General features: G+C 33.1%; 20 protein-coding genes. All 20 read right to left on the reverse strand.

Translation table 11 applies throughout. From position 1 onward, the window contains the following. Positions 1-1,347 (reverse strand): BppU family phage baseplate upper protein (locus tag IAI10_RS13145; RefSeq protein ID WP_315673738.1); only part of this gene is annotated, 1,347 nt, incomplete at its 3' end. Positions 1,348-1,358: 11 nt separating this feature from the next. After that, complete coding sequence (locus tag IAI10_RS13150; protein WP_315673739.1) at positions 1,359-2,054, reverse strand: phage tail domain-containing protein; 696 nt, start codon at positions 2,052-2,054, stop codon at positions 1,359-1,361. A gap of 2 nt (positions 2,055-2,056) precedes the next feature. After that, positions 2,057-4,441 (reverse strand): phage tail tape measure protein, encoded by a 2,385-nt coding sequence (locus IAI10_RS13155; protein WP_315673740.1) that lies wholly within the window; start codon positions 4,439-4,441, stop codon positions 2,057-2,059. Between the two features lie 281 nt (positions 4,442-4,722). Then, the gene (gene gpG / locus IAI10_RS13160; protein WP_315673741.1) at positions 4,723-5,055 is read right to left on the reverse strand and encodes a phage tail assembly chaperone G; all 333 of its coding nucleotides are present in this window, start codon (positions 5,053-5,055) and stop codon (positions 4,723-4,725) included. Positions 5,056-5,105: 50 nt separating this feature from the next. Then, on the reverse strand, positions 5,106-5,696 hold the full coding sequence (locus tag IAI10_RS13165) for a major tail protein (RefSeq protein ID WP_315673742.1): 591 nt from the start codon (positions 5,694-5,696) through the stop codon (positions 5,106-5,108). Positions 5,697-5,717: 21 nt separating this feature from the next. Further along, positions 5,718-6,062, reverse strand: coding sequence for a hypothetical protein (locus IAI10_RS13170; RefSeq protein WP_315673743.1), 345 nt, complete (start codon positions 6,060-6,062; stop codon positions 5,718-5,720). An 11-nt stretch (positions 6,063-6,073) separates the two neighbouring features. Next, positions 6,074-6,517 carry an HK97-gp10 family putative phage morphogenesis protein gene (locus IAI10_RS13175; RefSeq protein WP_315673744.1) on the reverse strand — a complete coding sequence of 148 codons (444 nt, stop codon included), beginning with the start codon at positions 6,515-6,517 and terminating at the stop codon, positions 6,074-6,076. Between the two features lies 1 nt (position 6,518). Then, positions 6,519-6,845: a phage head closure protein gene (locus IAI10_RS13180; RefSeq protein WP_315673745.1), complete on the reverse strand. Its 327-nt coding sequence runs from the start codon at positions 6,843-6,845 to the stop codon at positions 6,519-6,521. Continuing rightward, complete coding sequence (locus tag IAI10_RS13185) at positions 6,842-7,138, reverse strand: head-tail connector protein (protein ID WP_315673746.1); 297 nt, start codon at positions 7,136-7,138, stop codon at positions 6,842-6,844. The genes IAI10_RS13180 and IAI10_RS13185 overlap by 4 nt, the downstream gene beginning before the upstream one ends. 41 nt (positions 7,139-7,179) lie before the next feature. After that, complete coding sequence (locus IAI10_RS13190; protein WP_315673747.1) at positions 7,180-8,403, reverse strand: phage major capsid protein; 1,224 nt, start codon at positions 8,401-8,403, stop codon at positions 7,180-7,182. Positions 8,404-8,444: 41 nt separating this feature from the next. Then, positions 8,445-9,200 (reverse strand): head maturation protease, ClpP-related, encoded by a 756-nt coding sequence (locus IAI10_RS13195; RefSeq protein ID WP_315673748.1) that lies wholly within the window; start codon positions 9,198-9,200, stop codon positions 8,445-8,447. Beyond that, positions 9,200-10,465, reverse strand: coding sequence for a phage portal protein (locus tag IAI10_RS13200; RefSeq protein ID WP_315673749.1), 1,266 nt, complete (start codon positions 10,463-10,465; stop codon positions 9,200-9,202). The genes IAI10_RS13195 and IAI10_RS13200 overlap by 1 nt, the downstream gene beginning before the upstream one ends. A gap of 5 nt (positions 10,466-10,470) precedes the next feature. Further along, on the reverse strand, positions 10,471-10,662 hold the full coding sequence (locus IAI10_RS13205) for a hypothetical protein (RefSeq protein WP_315673750.1): 192 nt from the start codon (positions 10,660-10,662) through the stop codon (positions 10,471-10,473). A 12-nt stretch (positions 10,663-10,674) separates the two neighbouring features. Continuing rightward, positions 10,675-12,438 carry a terminase TerL endonuclease subunit gene (locus IAI10_RS13210; protein WP_315673751.1) on the reverse strand — a complete coding sequence of 588 codons (1,764 nt, stop codon included), beginning with the start codon at positions 12,436-12,438 and terminating at the stop codon, positions 10,675-10,677. Further along, the gene (locus IAI10_RS13215) at positions 12,401-12,907 is read right to left on the reverse strand and encodes a phage terminase small subunit P27 family (protein WP_315673752.1); all 507 of its coding nucleotides are present in this window, start codon (positions 12,905-12,907) and stop codon (positions 12,401-12,403) included. Before IAI10_RS13215 ends, IAI10_RS13210 begins: the two co-directional genes overlap by 38 nt. A 127-nt stretch (positions 12,908-13,034) precedes the next feature. Further along, a complete protein-coding gene (locus tag IAI10_RS13220) occupies positions 13,035-13,496 on the reverse strand; it encodes an HNH endonuclease (RefSeq protein WP_315673753.1) in 462 nt (153 codons plus the stop codon). Positions 13,497-13,666: 170 nt separating this feature from the next. Then, positions 13,667-14,215: a site-specific integrase gene (locus tag IAI10_RS13225; RefSeq protein WP_315673754.1), complete on the reverse strand. Its 549-nt coding sequence runs from the start codon at positions 14,213-14,215 to the stop codon at positions 13,667-13,669. Further along, a complete protein-coding gene (locus IAI10_RS13230; protein WP_315673755.1) occupies positions 14,212-14,409 on the reverse strand; it encodes a hypothetical protein in 198 nt (65 codons plus the stop codon). Before IAI10_RS13230 ends, IAI10_RS13225 begins: the two co-directional genes overlap by 4 nt. An 11-nt stretch (positions 14,410-14,420) precedes the next feature. Further along, complete coding sequence (locus IAI10_RS13235) at positions 14,421-15,176, reverse strand: DNA adenine methylase (protein WP_315673756.1); 756 nt, start codon at positions 15,174-15,176, stop codon at positions 14,421-14,423. Positions 15,177-15,338: 162 nt separating this feature from the next. Beyond that, a complete protein-coding gene (locus IAI10_RS13240; protein WP_315673757.1) occupies positions 15,339-18,476 on the reverse strand; it encodes an ATP-binding protein in 3,138 nt (1,045 codons plus the stop codon). Positions 18,477-18,561: the final 85 nt, after the last annotated feature.

The following is an 18,561-nucleotide window of genomic DNA, read 5'->3' on the forward strand; positions in this document are numbered from 1 at the left end:
TGTTGCTAATGTAAGTTGGATATTAACTCTTGTCCATGTAATGGGTGCTAATTTTTGAGTAACTGTATTAGATGATGAGCCCGCGCCGATACGAAAGCTTACATTTGAACCATTTTGAGATTTTACATAAACAGTTAATGTAAAAGTTGCTCCAGCAGATAATCCTCTTGCAGTAATGTAAGTATACCAATCATTTATTCCAGTGGCTCCTGCAACTGATGATGTTATTCTCAAAGAATTATATGACCTTACTGTTGAGCTAGAATCTATTGCAATACTATATCCACCTCTTGCAGCATATGCTGAATTTAGCTGAATAAAATCTGAACCTACTATATAATTTCTTCCACCAATCTGTACATTATCAGTATAGTTAAATGAATCTTCTGGTGCAGGACACCATGTGGTAGCTTTGTCCCCTTCTTCTAGCTCTAGATTGTCTACCCAATATACTGCATTTAGTTTAAATATTTCTATTCTTAAATAACTTGCTGAAGCTATAAAAGTTTGAGAAAAATATGTCCATACTCCAGCTGGTATGTCTGAAGCTCCATAAGTTTGTACAGTCCAGTCGCTTCTAGCTATATTTATAGCCATAGCACTTATAGCGGTCTGTGAATATATCCATCCGCTAATAGTATATTTTTTCCCACTAACAGTAGGAAGAGTACCATAAAATCCAGTTGAACTATTTGTGTAGCTTGTTGTATCTATTTTTAGTGAGTTAATACCTTCCTTGCTTACAGTATTGTCTACAGTAGATTTTGCCCCATTAGCAGTTCCCCACCAAACAGGAGCACTATATTCAAAGCCACTATTTTGTATTAAATTTCTGCAACCAATCTGCATACTCTCCAAAGCATTTAATCTAGTGCTATACTTTTGGTCTAAGTTAGGATATATGCTTGTAAATTGGTCATTCCAATTTTGTGTCTGTGATAAAGCAGAAGATAAAGCAGTGAATTCATTTGTGCTTTGGATAGCACTATCATTTCTAATACCTTCTAGAACATTAATTGTAAATGTCTTAGTAGTTAATATACTGCTATCACTTCCGTATATTGCAATTTCACACTGCAAAACCCCAATAACTGCTAAAGCTTGGCTAGTAAGCTCTACAAGCACCTTGCCATTTGCAGCATCTTCCACCGTTACATTATTGAATATAAGCTTGTTATCTGCTTTAACTGCAAATATTTTAACTGTATGGTTAGTTAAGTCCATAACAACTGTGTTATTATATAAGGTAAACTCAATAAATCGGCTTTTAGTATCATTCTGCTTAGCATCTATAGTCACATTAACATTTTTATCTATATCTAAATTAATTCTTTTTATATACTGCATCCTTTCACCTCCTACAAATACACCCAGTTAGGCGTAATTTCTATTTTATTTATATTTCCACTCCAAGTTATGCTATTTTCGCCTTCTTGAAGCACTGGAAACTCTCCACTCATTTGGCTATTAGCATTCATTTCATCCTTATAACAGTCCATTATCATAGAATCTATAGTCACATAGTCACTTACATTATTAAGATTTATTTCAGTGCTGTTAACAAATAAGTCTATGCTGCCACTTCCATAAACTTTTAATATAGGTTTGCTTTCGTAGGTACCTACATTAAGCAGCTTGGCTCTTGAAGAAAGTGTAATAATATTTTGTCCATCCTCAAGCCAAGCAAAAGAATCTACAGTAAACTTCACGCTAAAGCTACCCTTATACCTTAAGGATCTTTGAATATCCTCGCATTCAACTTTTTTTATCTTATAAAATACACCTAAATCGTCAGAAAATTTAAGTTTTGAGCCTCTTAGCCATTTGGATATCCACCTGCATTTAGCAGTAAAATTGTACCTATCAATAAAGTTAAAAGCGATAGTTATTTCTTTATCTAACCACCGCCCTTTATCTCTTATTAAACTTCCATTTCTGCCTTCTATATCAATCTCTTCCACATCTCGCTGTGCCACTGGAATATTCACTCTACTGATTATCTTAATGCCTATATCTAAACAGGAGACATCATCTATTAAGCAAAAGTATTTCATCTTTACTTTCCTCCCCTGCTTCTGCTATTTGCTGCAATAGCATCCTTAAGCTGCTTTTGAGTAAACTTAAAAGTCTGCTTAGCTAAGGTTTTACCGTCAAGAGGAATATCTACAGTTAAATATATATCTCCACCGATTCCAGTATTGTTACTATTAGCTGTATTCCTTGCCATTTCCATGGATACATCATGTGGGATTATCTGAGTTCCTGAAGGAAGGTTTACTATTTCACCACCAGCTTCATTTATTCCAGCAAGCCCACCAGGGAAATTGTCTGTCCCTTTGGCGAACCAATTTATTCTTTGCGCGTGTGGAACATCAAATCCAAAATTTCCACCGCCTAACCAATCTGGAATAGGCACATTTATGCTATCAAGAGAATCTGCAATATCATTCCATCCATCTATAAAAAAGTTTAAAAATCCTTGAGCCCCTAATTTTAGTTGATTCCAAAGCCATTCTCCTGTTTGTTCTATTGAGTACCAAGTGTCTTTAAGAGCACCCTTTATATAGTCCCAATTCTTTACTAGCTCATAGCCAACAATTATTAATGCTCCTATCCCTATTGCAATCAAGCCTATGGGACTTGTAAATGCAGTAAATAGCCCTATAATACCACTTATAACTTGAAACGCTAGAAAAGCACCTAGCAATCCTGCTAAAGTAGGTATAAGCCAGTCAGCATTTTGTTTAACAAAGCTAATAACATCACCTACATGCTGAAATACATCTCCTACTACCTTTCCTGCATCTCCAGCAGTTTGCTTAATCTGAGGCATATGCTGCTGTATCCAATTAGCTAAATCATTTAACTTAGGAAGCAGCTGATTTTCAAGCGGAATGAGTATAGATGTATCTAGCTGTCTTTTTATACCCTGCATAGCTGATCCTATGTCATTGTATTTAATCTTTTTTATATCATTTAAGGCATTATAGGTCTTGTCTATGCCTCCATCTAAATTAGTTAGATTAGTAATACCTGTTTTACCTAAGTCTTCCCACATAGTCCCCCACAGCTCAACACCAATTTGATTTTGCTTCAATGGATCTTGCAAAGCTAATAATCTTTTATTTACTTCTTGAAAAGCTTTCTTTGCGGTATCTCCACCTTGTGCAAATTTTTGCTCTGTTTGCTGTACATTTAAGCCAAGTTTTTGAAATGCATCTTGGGTTGTATTGCTACCATCCTTGGCTCTTATCCCAAATTCCTTTACTGCATCCCCAAGCTTATCTACGCTAAAAGTTCCATTCATCGCACCATTTTCTAATATATTGAACATTTCTTCAGCATTGAAGCCTAGCCCTTTGAACTGCACAGAATACTCATTTATACTATCTAATAAGTCACCGTTTTTATTTAATCCTTTCTGTGCTCCCTGAGCTATTAAATTATAGGCATCATCACCACTTAAACCGAATTGCATCATAAGCATATTGGCGCTTCTAACGCTCTCATTTACATCAAAATCAAAAGTATCTCTAAGTAACAAAGCATTTTCGGTAAATCCTTTTAATTCTTTTGTACTCATACCTGTCTGTTGCTGTATGTTTGTCATAGCCTCGGCTATATCATCAAAACTTTGCCCATAATTATCTCCATAAATCTCTAACATGATTTTTTGAAAGTCTTGCAAGTCCTCACCAGTAACTCCAGTGGCAGCGCCTATATTATTCATGGCTTTAGTCGCTTCTGTACTTTGTGTGGCAATCTCAGAAATGCCTTCTTTAGCTTTTTCCCATAAGTCTCTGCCTATAGACATTCCAAAGCCAGTTTTTATAGCATTTCCTATATCTCCAAGATGTTTTTTAAGTCCATCAAACTTACCGCCCATTTCCTCGGTCTTTTTAGAGGTATCATCTTCAGTTTTGACTAAGTCTTGCAAGCTCTTTTCAGTATTCAATATTTCTTTCTGCTGTTTATTGAATTTAATTGTTGCATTATCTATAGATTTATTATTATTTTCAATAGATTTTTCAGTTTTGGTATATTGCTCCTTAAGCTTATTTAATTCATCATATAGTTTTTTAGATTCTGCGCTGTCCTTGCCAGTTGCTTCAACACTTTTTTTATAAGCCTCTGAGGTAGAATTAATCTCACTGGTCAAAGCTGTTAATCTATTTTTATATAACTGAGTGTCATTTTGAAGCTTTCCTATATACTCTTTCTGCATATTTAAAAGAGTATTTTGACCTTTTAATTTGTTGGAAAGTTCAGCTTGCAAAGCACCTAATTGCTCTTCTTCTGTACCAAACAATTTAGCTTTTTCACTCGCTACACCAAACTCTGATTCAGTGACTTTAAGCTGGTTTGATACATCATTCATTTCCTTTTTAAAACTTGATGCATCCGCTCCAATTCTTACATTAACACTAGTACCCTTAGCCAATTAATCCACCTCCTCTGCCTCTTCTTCATACTCTTTCAGTTCCTTATCCATTAATATTTTAAAGCCCATGTAGTCCATGTAAGCTATAATGTCCATATTCTCACATTCCTCAAAACTATTACCATATTCTTGGGCAAAATTATATATATAATATAGATTTTTCATGTTAATTTCATATTCTTTATCTTGTATTTCTTCTTTAGTAACATACCCATTTTCTAGATCATAATCATCAAAAGCAGAACCGCAAGAGGGCTGGGTATCTTCTTCCTCTTGCGGATTTATTTTTTTAGCAGCTTATTCATTCCTGCATTATACTTGTTTATAACTTCTGAGGTTATATCCCTGTATATACTTACAAAGTTCTCAAGCTCAATTCCGTTCCAAAATTCCTCTTCCGTAAATTTATACCCAAAGAAGAAGATGATATATTGAACCGCTAATTGTTCCTGCTCATACTGACTTAAGCTTTGAGAATCCTTAATGGCTTCCTGCAGCTTTCTATAATGCTGTCCTGTTATTACTGGCTGCCTATAAGTTTTAGATGTGACTACATCCTTCATTTCACCGTTATCTTCTTTTTCTTCGTGAAAATTTAATGTTAATTCTATCATTATATAAACTACTCCCTCTATTCATAATGAAAGAGAGAGTTTCCTCCCTCTTATGCTGCACTCGGTAGTTCCTGCACTTTACTAAACCAATCAGCTATAGCTGCCTTTGCATCAGTATCAGTATCTAATAAGTAGCTTTCATCGACTCTTATTCTATACCTATTATCCTTCTGTCTGCCCATTATATCGCCTTTTATAGCCTGTGACTGTATCTTTGGCTTATCTCCACCACCCATGGATTCATAATCACTGTCTTCACCCTGTCCGAACTTAACATTATAGTACCAGCTAAATTCATATTTTCCGTCTGTTTTCTTTGATCTAAAACCTATGGCTATATTCTTTGCCACATCATCAGTTGATTCCGCAAGAAATCCATTTTGTACAGTGTATCCCATTAACATGGCTTTTTCTGTAGGCGATAAGTCTCCCCATTCAATTTCTATAGAGCCACTTTCGAACCCATCTACGGTTTCCTCTGTGACATCATCACTTTTTATTTGTTCACTGGACTTTTTAATACTTATTTTTGCTGTAACTCCCTTCTTTACCAACACTGGAGTGCCAGTTGTATAAGTAGTAGCATCATCCTTTGTTATTACAGCCACATATATATCTTTTAGACCTTTTCTTCTTGCCATTATATCTCTTCCTTTCTATGCTTATTCTGATTCTTCATTTAGGATGAAAAATCGTAATGCCTTATGATATATTTTTGTATCCTCTTCATACTGATCCTGCCCCTGTAGAAAAGTACAATCTATAGCCTTTAAAGCCTTTTTAATCTGTTTCTTCAAATCTTCCACATTATCTCTGCTCCATATATCAACCTGAAACTCTGTGCCTGTTATTTCATCCTCATCATCACTATATCCCTCTACATCTTCATTCAGCAGAATAAAAGTTACATGAGTTTCATTTATGTTTTCATCATACCAACCATATCTAACAGGTATGGAATCAAGGGCATTGGATAAAGCAGTATCGATTAATTCTATATTGTCCATGCTATCTCTCCTTAACTAAAGTCTGCTAAAAGCTTGCTGTATTCTTGCTTTGCTATATTGTAAAATTCGGTTGACTCCTCTTTTAGAGAATTCTGTAAGAATGGCTGGGGCTTATTCTTGCTTGTTCCCCATCCATACTCTATAAATTTGGCATAAAAATAAGGAGACGAATCACCCTTCTCCCATCCAACAAGAATATATAATTGTCCATTTTTATTTTTTACTGCTGAAATCGGTATGTTGTCAGCCATATGCTTTCCACTTCGGCTGCCTTTTCTTCCACTATTCCATGGATTTTTTGACTTTGGAGCTTTAGATCCAGCTTTATTTTGAACTAACTTACCACATTTCTTTAATATACTTTTATTCGTCTTATTCAGTTCATCCTCTGAGCATACCTTTTTTATGTCTTCCAGCAAACCGTCTATTCCGCTTAAATCCATGTTAACCGCCATATCACATTACCTCTGTAGCCTTCAATATAATTTTTTCCTTCTTCATGTTTAAGTAATCCACATATACTAGGTTAAAAACTCTTCCTTTCCATACAACCCTAAATTCTTTTGTATTAAGGTTATCAAGGCGGTTGCAGTATCTAACTGTAAAGTTTAAAGTATTTTCTAAATTCACATTGATGGCTTGGTATAACTCATTTCCAAACAAATTATTTATTCCACTCCAGCAGCCATAAAACTCCTCCCATACTGGCTTTGGTATTCCTTTTTCTTTTATAAGATTTCTCTTTTGTATCATTATTCTTTCATTCAATATTCCTGGATTCATGACCTGCCTCCACTATAGCTTGTATCATAACAATACTTAAGCTGTGCAATTAAGCTCTGCAAGCCATAAGCAAGTTGGTTGCCTTGACCTGTGGGTTCCCTGTTTTCATACCAATGAACCACCAGCATTTTAATTGCTAATTTTGCCACATTATCAGTTTCAATTAAAATGCAGCCTGCATTAATAAGATACTGCTCTGCTGCCATTATTAAACTTTCTATATCTTCATCTTCCGAGGTATAATCTTCTTCCAAGCGCAAATATTTTTTAGCCTCTATAACTGTTAATACCATTTCTTCACCTCACAATTAAGAAAGAGGGGTATTCCCCTCTACTAGCCCACCTTAGAGTAAAGAATTCTAACAGCTTTCTTATCCCAAACCCTAGAGTCCTGTCTTATTATTCCTCTCATTATTGTGCTGTTATTTTTAAAGCCTGCTTCCTTGGAAGATGCCACACTCATTTGCTGTCTGTCCCACAAAACTATACCTTGCTTTAGGTCACCAATTATAAAAGGTACTAATGGATTAGCCACATCTGTATTATCATTTGGTAAAGTATCATCATCATAAACTATGACTGTTTTACCCTTGAATTTATACGGAAATTCTTGAGTCCCATCCCCAGTTAGCAATGGTCTTCCTGTGCTATCTTCCATTCCATCTAATATATCAAGTCCGCTTTGATTAGTAACAATCTTTGCTGCTGCAGCTATTGGTCTTGGGAAACTTTTATTTAAAACTGTCTTTAGCTTATTGAAGGTTACCACAGAAGTAAGAACCTCTTTAGTAAATACATTTTCATTATCTGCTACAGTTTCCTTGGCTGTACCTAGTATGCCTTGGCTTCCTTTAGTTCCGTCTGCATTAAGCAGCATGTCATTGTCTGTTGCATAAGCTTTCTTTACAAACCATTGAGCTAAATAATCTACCAAACCCCCTGTTTCATCATCTAGCAAGCTATTAGGTATTGGTAGAAGACCTCCCAAGTCTCTTATCTTGTAATCAATCTTTGCCCACTGAGGTGATTTTAAATCTGGTAAATCAGCTAATTCCTCTACATCTTCAAAAGGTGCATTTGAAGCATTTTTTTCTATTATTCTTGAACCTTCTTTTGTATTAACAGGAATTACTGTTACAAGCTCTCTTAAGCTTACATATTCCCTTGATAATTCATTTATTTTAGTTAGTATATCTTTAGGTATAAGATACCCACCATCTGCATCAGTATTGCTTGATAGAGCCTTTATTTCCTCTCCGTTTAGTTGTCTCTTGGCTATAGCCTTAGCAAAAGCTTTAACATGAAGCGCAGATACTTCCTTATTGTCTACTTTTGATAGATTATCCTTAGACTGATCTGTTATCTCTATGCCATTTTCATTGAAGTTCTTACCATCATCAAGTACCTTTTGAGCTTCTATCTTAGCCTTTATAGCCTTTAATTCCTCTGTTTTTGCTTTTATTTCTTCTGCTGTAGCCCCTTCTTTGTTCATTAGTGTATTTGCTTCATTCTGCAACCCATCAAACTTATTTAACAATTCTCTTAACTCTTTACTCATTTATCTTTCCTCGCTTTCATATTTTGAATATAAAAAAAGCCCTAGAGTTCTAACTCTAAAGCTAATTTAGCCTTTAGTATTTGCTTTTCATCCATATTAGTTTTTGGCTTAGGCTCTCTAAGCTTTTCAAAATCAAAGTACCGCTTTGCAGCAACATTAGCACTATTTTGTATGGCGAATCTATCGAAGGAAAAATTTAATACGTCTTGGTTTTCCTCATCCTGATATAATATTCCATCTGCGAAACCTTTCTTTAATGCAGTATTAGCTGACATGTAGGTTTCATCATCCATCATAGCGCTGATTTTATTCCTAGACATATTAGTCTTAGCCTGATATGCATTAATCAATGAAAGCTTAACTTCATCTAATACATCTGCCTGCTTTCTCATATCGCTTGCATATCCTTGAACTGCCGAAAGTGGATTATGAATCATCATAATAGCTACTGGTGACATCAATATTTCATCCCCAGCCATGGCAATTACAGAAGCTGCAGACATAGCCTTACCATCAATCTTAACCGTCACTTTCCCACTGTGTTCTTTCAACGAATTATAAATACCTGCAGCTGCAAAAACATCTCCACCATAGCTATCAATCCAAACAGTAATATCTTTATTACTATACTGATTTAGCTCTTCTTTAAAAGCATTAGGAGAAGTTGCGTTTATTCCAAACCATTCATATATCCATGCATCATCATCACTTATTATGTCACCTTCAATATGAAGCTCTATGTTCTCTGGTAAATCATCTGTAGCAGCGTTTTTTATAAACCTCCAAAACTTAGACATTAATTATCACCTCCATTGTTATTGTAAGCAGCTCCCACCCTTGTAAGAGGAATATAGTTTCCATTAACTATTAATTGGTCTCCACCCTCTTTGGGAGGATCTTCCTCCATAGCTCTGCATTCATTAGGTGTTTTTATACCATTTTGAATAGCTGTGGCATATGCCTCAAATCTTGTTTTAGGATCACCACGCATAATAACATCAGCATTAAATTTTACGTAGTATCCGTTTTGTATCTCACTATTAAGAAAACACTTATACACAATTTCCTGCTCATACATGGTTAAAGTAGCCATAAGAGAATCTGTGTAAAACTCTCTATTTGCTTCGCTTGTACTTGCATAGGAGGACTTCTCCATCTCATTTAACTGATGAAGCTTTATACCATAAGCTGCAGATATCTGCTGAGCTGTCAATTTAGTATTTTCTATGAATTGGGCATCTGTAAGTTTTAATGCTAAGGGCTGATATTGATAGCCTATAGGTAACAAACTTATTCTGTTAGCATTTTTTAACCCGCTGGACATCTGTTCAAACTTCTCTATGAAGTTTTGTTCTGCCTGTGGACTTAAATCTCCCACATAATTAACTATTCCAGCGCTTTGCATGCCGTTTTTAAAGCTGTTATTTAAGAATTTTTCAGCTGCTTTGGCGTTTTCTATGCTGTTTTTTAGCATTTCTATAGGACTTAAGCCCACAATACCATCCGTCGTAACTCCCTTAAAATGCATTACATCAGTGCTTTGAAGCTTGTATTGATGTCCTAAATTGTCCGTATAGATATACCAAATAGAATTTTTGCTGCTTAAAAGTCCCACATCATCAACCCAAATCTCCATTTGTTCAGGATTTAACGGATAAAATCCTTTTATCTTACCTGCACCTTTTACTCCTATTGGTATAAAATCAATCCACACATAGCTATTTCCATGTATGTTTCTAAGTGTCTCAACACATTTCCAAAAATCGAAGGCTGACATATAGGGATTCGGTCTTAGCTTAAAAAGAGGATATAAATAATGATCTGTAGCTTTCTTTATACCGCTGCTGTCTTGATATATTTTTAGCGGCAGCTTTCCAAGTGTTTCACTTAGAATCTTTATACATATATAAACCACAACTTCCTTAAGTGCGTTCTTTCCTTTTATTTTTAATTCATCTGTAGTAACACCTAAATAGGACATTAAAGTATCAAACTCAGTTGACCAATCACCGCCGCTGACAGTCTGATTTCTTATTCTTCTGGCTGAATTTCTAAATATCAATTATCTCACCTCTTCTCTGGTGGATTAATGCTTAAATATATACCTAGAGCCAAAAGAATAAATCCCATGCAATAAAAGCCTGCTATTTTTGACAATAAAAAAGTGGCATTAACTATCAAAATTAATCCACTCAAAATTAAAATATCTTCTATATACTTTTTCATGAATATCACTAGCATAGTAATTGCTTTTTTCAAGCTATCCTCCTCCTAACTCCATAATTTATTTAAGTATTCATCCCCAGCATACTTGCTAACGTCAACCGATTTATTATTTAACTCACTTATAAACATTTCATGAGAAAAAATAGCACTAGCCACTGGATCTATCCTTTTAAACTTACCTTTTTTAGATAGCTTTATCTCTCCAAAGCTGTTTTTATCCACTTCACAGTTATTCAAAGACCAAGTAAAAAGCTTGTTTCCATCGTGAACTATCCTTTGAACCTTTAATAAATCTCTAAAGCTTACTGTAGCATTGTCTAACTTGGCACAACTTTGAGGAACCTTAACACATTCCCAGCCTCGCTTTTCCATCTCTGCAATGAAAAAATTAGCATAATGCTGATCATATCCAAGCTTTCCACGTTTTAAATTGTACTTTTCTACAATGGACTCAATATAATTCACCATTTCCATGTAATCTATGATTAAGCCATCATTAGCAGTTGTTTTTGTGAGCCAGCCTCTTCTAATCCATAAATCATAAGGCACATTATCTGTCTTACTTTTTTCTGAGACAACAGCTTCTGGTATATAACTGTGACTAAACACTGCATATTTCAAAACATCATTGTCCATGAAGTCAAATTCAAAGGTATTGGAAGTCAAATCTCCTGTCTTTGATAAGTCAGCCCCTACATTGCAGGTTCTTCCCCTAAAGTCTTCAAGGCTTATATCTCTTCTGCATTTCTTCCAGTATTCAATATCTACATATTTGTTTTCGCCTGCAGCAACATATATATTGCAATTCTTAGTTAAAAAATCTATTTTTTTCTTTTCATTGCTGGAGTCTTTAGCAAGTACCATTAATTCCTTGATACTTTCAATTCCCTCCTTATAAGTTGCTGCTACTGGGTTTGCTTTTATCCAATTTTTTTCATCATAAGGATTATCCTCTTTTTCAAGTTCACAAATCATAACGAAATATCTGTCATTGTCTATAATGCCATCAAGTATACTGCAGCAGTCTTGATATTCATAATAACATGGAGTTTCTTCATAATCCTCTCCAGCTGTTGTTATGATAACCAACAGAGGTTCCTGCCTTGAAATCATACCAGATTTCATAACATCATACATTCTGCTATCTCTGTGTGCATGATATTCGTCTACTATAGCCATCTGAGGGTTTTTACCATCTCCTGTTTTTCCTGCTTTTTGAGATAGATGTTTTATAAAGCTATTGCTTTTTTTATGTCTTATTTCCTTTTGCACTATCTTAAATCGCTTTTTCAAAGGCTTACTAAGCATAAGATTGACTTCATCAAATACAATCTTTGCCTGCTCTCTTTCAACTCCTAAAGTATATATTTCCGCTGCATTATGACCTTTTGCTCCACATTCATAAGCTGCCATTCCTGCTTCAAGCTGGCTTTTACTATTCTTTCTACCTACCTGAATAAATGCAAATCTGAACCGCCTATAATCTGAATCCTTGCACTTCCATGCCTCAATATTGCATACCACAAACTTTTGCCAGTTATTTAGCTCTATAGGTTTCCCTTCCAGTGGTCCCTTACTGTGTTTGCAATAAGAGTACCATTTTACAATCCTCTGAGCCTCTTCTTCATCCCAATAATAGTTCCAACTATCTAACTCCATTTTTTCTAAATCCTTAAGAAATCTTTCACAAGCTTGTTTATGCCTTTTGCAAGCTAATATTCTCCCTTTAATAACTTCATTTGAGTATTCTATTAGCTCTTCCAATACTGTGCTATACATCCCCGAAATCATCTTCAAAGTTTCTTTCATCTTCATCAAGCTCAGGGGAGTTCTGTTGTACTATCTTTAAGCGAGATGCAGGAGATAATCCAAAGTTAGCAGAAAACTTATTAAATACTTCTGCATATTTTAATTGTGTTCTCACTAAAGGATTTTCTACTTCAGTAAATCCTGACTTTGTAGTTTGCTTAGTTTTAAGCATTTCAGTATGAAGTGCCATGGTACAGCGTATATATTTATCCATGGCATCTGATGTTATTGCTAAGCCATAAACATCAACATTAACAAGAATATTAAGGGCTTCAAGTTCCTTGACAATATCCTTAAATATTCTCTTGCCAACTTTTCCAAGCCAAGTTGGTGGTCTAATTCTATCACTATTCAATTTTTCGAGCTGCTTTTCTTGGTCTTGCCTTTTTTCAATTTCATCTTTAGTTAAATGGCTTTTGTTTCCAGCCTCTAAAATTGTTTTAACTGACATGGCTTTTCTTCCTGCCAAACATCATCCCTCCTTTAAAAATTACTCATTTTCCTCAAAAACCGAAAAAAGCTTGTACGGCTGAGGGCTTGCGACCTGCGTCGCTTGCTCTAAACTTTTTGATACCCCCTACCCCTAAGTCAAGTATTCATGAGCTTTCATGTGAATCACCCCTTTCAAAATTGTTCCACCTATTTATTAATTTTCTTAGTGTTGACTGCGTTTTTTCCTTATCAAATTCATACAATTTATGTACCTTTTCATGAACAGAATTGCATAGTGGAATAATGTTGTAAATATTCAGTCTGAAATCCCAATCATCTTTAACTGGAATTATATGGTGGTCAACATCTGCTGGAATAATTATTCCATTTATAAAGTAAGACCACAAACATATACCTTTATATTTTTGCTTTATAAATCTTTTTAACTGTATCCATTCTTTGGAAGAATAGAATACTTGATATTTTTTATCGGTACGTTTGGATTTATAAATCCTATGTCTTTCTTTTTGGTTTTCATCTGCTGACCTTTTATGCTGCTCACAGTAGATTTCATTGCCCTTAATTATTTGATGACAACCGTTAAAATTGCATATGTTTTTAGGCACTTCAACACCCCTCAAAAAAGTCACGTATTTTACTTAATACATAAACTGTTAAACTCATTAAAAACCTCGCCATAAGGCTTTAAAACTAAATCACAGGCATATTAAAACCCTGTTTGAAATTATTAGTTTTACATACCCTCAATATGTTAAATTTATAGGCTAAAAAAAAGCTATAGAAAGCTCAAACCTTCTATACTATCATCAATGGCTTTTTGTTCAATTCCTATATACCTTAGCGTTATTTCTGGTTTACTGTGGTTAAAAATCTTCTGCAGTAGTACCACATCTTTATACTGCATATAGTGATGATATCCAAAACTTTTTCTTAAGGAGTGGCAGCCTAACTCTTCAAGACCAAACATTCCACCTATTTCTTTTATAATTTGATAAGCTCTTTGCCTTGTTATAGGTTTATTTATTCCTTCTCTGCTGCATATCAAATATTCATAGGATTCTTTATCTTTACAATATTGTCTTAGATATAAACCTAGCTCCTTATTTATCAGAAAGTGCTTAGACTTTCCTGTCTTTTGTTCTTGAATATCTATCCTCTTTTTATTTCTAACATCTCTAACCTTTAGGTCTAATATGTCAGAAATTCTTAAGCCAGTATGAAAGCCCAGCATAAGCATTATGAAATCTCTCTCATTATCTTTTCTTGCATAGGCTAAAATACTGGCTATCTCTTTTTTATCTCTAATGGGTTCCACATAATTCATTTATGCTTCACCTGCCTTAAAGCTCCCTTTTGCCTTTTGTACGAGCTGTGCTGCATACATCCTTTAATGCCTTCAAAAGCATTAAGTCTAAAGTCCAGCTCTTCACAGTTACCAGCATGGATGCACTTATTTTTCAAAGTACAAATGCATGCTATCTCATGATTTTCCCACCTTGTCCTAAAAGTACATCTCATGCTTTTCACCTCTAATAGTTTGTAATGATAAGTTCACCATAATTCTTTCTTGCTTTAGCTTCCCTAGATATGGAGTAGTTTACTTCTACTTCTTTTATATTAAAGTCCTTATACCACTCTTTTACCTGTGGATGATTATTAATAGTTAAGAGGAACTTTCCCTCAATATTTTTAAGCTTATCTAATAATATTAGATGCTGCTCTTCTCCAAAATCATTCCCATAACCTGCAGTTTCAAAATATGGTGGATCGCAAAAGAAAAAAGTATGACTTCTATCATACTTTTCAAATAGCTTTTCAAAACTTAAATTTTCAACATAGGTGTTTCTGAGTCTTTCCTTTAGCTCATTAAGCACACCCTTATAAAATATTTGTGGCGAAGGCATTCCAGTAGTTCCATACCCATAATTGCCACCTTTTCCTGCAAAACTTTGAGTTATTAAATATAGAAATCTAACTGCTCTGTTTATCTCAGTAAGCTGCTCTAAACTAGCGTTTTTATATTCTTCAAAGATATCTCTTCCTGAGAATTCATATTCAAGCATCCTCTCTATTTCAGGAGCATGATATTTTATCATTCTAAATAAGTTAATAAGTTCCTTATCAATATCATTAATAACTTCTACCTTGCTTGGCTCTTTTCCAAAATACACCCATCCAGCTCCAAAGAACATTTCCACATAACAGGTATGCTCTGGTATCATTTCAATTATGGTTTTTCTTAACTTGCTTTTGCCTCCCATTCTTGGTATTGGCGGTTTTAACATATATACATCTCCTTGCTTATTTATTGGGTTAAGAGTTGCACACACCGTTAAAACTGAAAAAATAAAAAGGACTTACTCAAAAGCCCTTTTACTTCATGATAGTATTATATTAATTTTATTTCTTAAAAACAGTACAATTTTATAACATTTATATTACATTTTCTATTCATTATGTAGAGATTTATTAGCTCTGCGATAAATATATTTAGTTAACTCAATGTATTTTTCCTTTATATTCTTTTTATTTATCTCTACATCCTTCAAATCATTACTTTCTCTCTGTGATAATATATAGTTGACTATTTCTGCAAACTCTTCTTTATTTGTAATATAATTTATAAAATCATACTCACTTGGTTTATTATTAATTAAAAATTCTATATCTTCTTGGTTTACTGGTGAAATTATTTTATCTAATTTTTCAGTATAATTTTTACCAAGAGTTTTTATGTTTCCAATTTGATTTGTATGTTTTATTTTTAAACAGTTATATTCTTCTATTGCAGGAATAGCACTTCTAATATTTCTAGAAGTTATCAAATATAATAAAATATTATATTTTGTGTAATCTCTGTAGGTAACCTTTTCTACATAATTTGGCGAAAATGAATAAAAAATATAATTTTCCCCATTAGCTGGCAAATAACTCATTATCTTAATATTATAATTATGATATAAAATTCTTGGTAAAAACCCATCAAAAATTACACCATTTTTAGGAAACTCTCCATTTTTATCAAGATTTTCACATATAGCTTTTTTGACGGTATCATCGTTAACATAAATAAAAATCTCTCTGCTGAAACTAGGCATATATATCAAATAATTTTCTATCTCTTTTATTATATCTTTTTCTGCAATATCATTTATTTTATATTTATCGCCATCTTTACAATATACTCTGTATAAAATATTATCACACTTATCTTCTATATTTAAATTTTTATAATTAATATTATATTGTTTAAACAAACTTATTATAGTTAAGTAATCTATATCTTTATAATCTAGTAAATCATGATTCTCAATCATTTCATTATATAATTTAATTAATGAAAACTTAATTAAATTATTTAAATAATCATTCAATGAATCAATATAATTTTCTCTAATGTTTTCCCTGCTTATTGTTAACATATCTTTTGCTGCTAAACCCCATATATGCCATTCCATCTTCAAAAAATTTTTATTTAGTCTTCGAGAATTATTCCCCACAATAATACCTTTATAATATAATAAAACTGGCTCTGAAAACCTTAATTCTCTATCTTTTATGGATGGAAAAACTATTTTTATTAATGATACCGTTTCTCTATCATAAATTAGACAGTGAGGAAATTTATTTAATTTATTATCATATATAAATTTATATCTATAATTTCCTTCCTGTGCACTATCTTTAAATTCATAATACATACTTGTGCAACAATCGCTATGATATATTTCCTTATCTTGGCTCATTACAGAAATCGGTATTATTCCATTATCTTTATTATATATATTTTCTATATACTTAACTATATTATCAATTCTAAAATCTATCCTTCTTTTAAATGGATCACTATCTTCTGTTATATACTTGTATGATTTTTCAACATTAGTAGTTTTCTTTTGCTGATCAAACTGAATTCTTATCTGAGTTCCTCTAGGCATGTTCAATTTCTTCTCAACAGCTGATATATATCCATTTTGCCTACCTGATATAATCCTAATTTCCTTACATTCTTCTCCATCTGATTTGGTCAAAATTTGAATTTCATTACAAACTGAAAATGCTGATTGCATGCCTATACCAAATGTGCCCGTTGGTTTTAGCCACAATGGAATATCATAAAATGTTTCCTCCAAATCATTTCTTTTATCCCAACTAACAGCCACATTAGTAATTGATTTTAATCTTTTTTTACTTATCCCAGTCCCTCTATCCCGTATAATAAATTCAATTAAATCATACTTATCACTTTCATCATCAATTTTTACTTCCTTTATATTTACATCAATAATTATTTTATAATTTTTTAAAATTGCCTCATCAACTTCATATGGAGCTAACTCCTGATTTATTTTATCATCTTTTATCCAATTGCTGTATTGACCATTTTTTAAGTCATTCCACAATTGTATTTTTGATGCATCTATTGCATTTTGTATGTATTCTCTTATAAAAGCTAACTTATTATGATATATATTAGTCCCTTCTAAAATTTCAAATGCATCCTTTTGAGCAATTTCAAATTTTAGATTTATATTTTCATTTATATCTTTTTTATGATTCCATAATACGTCCAACTTACCAATCCTAGGTGGAACCTTATTAAAATTTGCTGGAACTATTTGAGTCCAATTTATAGAAATATTTTCAACCTCATTTTTTATCCAAGTAAACCAATCCCTTGTTTGCCTGTAGACTTCTTCATCACTGCAATCTGCTACAGCCTCAATGACTTCTGGGGTAACTAGTATATGTTTTATTGATTTATGTTTTATTCTATGAGTTTCGGATAATTCAGGAAGTTTTCCAAATACTTTTGAAACAAATGGATTAAATCTGCCATCATCAATATCTAGTAAATCCCCTAGTCTTAACATGCTCGCTATTAATCTAGGATGAATAATGTCATTTCCTATGCCATTTGTAGAATAATTTAGTTCTAAAACATCTTTAAACTCCTTTGCATGAAGTAAAGATATTTCACCAGCTAAATTAAACAATCTTTCTGGAATTAATCCATTATGAGATATGTCTAAGTCCCAATTCTGCATATTATTAATCCATTCATTACTTAACTGAGCATGTTTTTTTCTAAAATATTCTGATATTATTTGAACAACATAATTTCTTATTTTTACAGGCCAGCACTTATCACTTTCCTTTAGTTCTTCTATATTTTCATTTAATGTTAATATATAATTTGCTGCTTCTGCCAAATTTATATTGCTGCCATCTGATTTTAAATTATATAGATATTTTTGAAATTCAGCACTACACCACTCAGTTTCAATATAAGTGTTTTGTAACAACATTCCGAAATCATGAAGATATGCAACTTGAAGCATCAGCCATGTTTCTGTAGGCCCAAGTTGAGATATGCCATATTCTCCAAGTACCATCTCTATTTTATTAATTATAGTTTCCGAATGGCTATGATCATGCATACTATAATGAGGGTAATTATATATAATAGCAATAAGCGCATTTTTATATATTTTTTTATCTAATTCCCATGTCGCATATAAATTCATATATTTATTTTTATTATTACAAATTTCTTTAAGATGTTCTTCCAAAGAATAATCCATATTAACACCACCAATATATTTCGATAAGTTTACATTAATTATACAATATATGTAAGCATCAATCTATATTTATATGTCTAAAAAA

The organism is Clostridium sp. 19966 (assembly GCF_032335695.1).
Lineage (GTDB): Bacteria > Bacillota > Clostridia > Clostridiales > Clostridiaceae > JACTOJ01.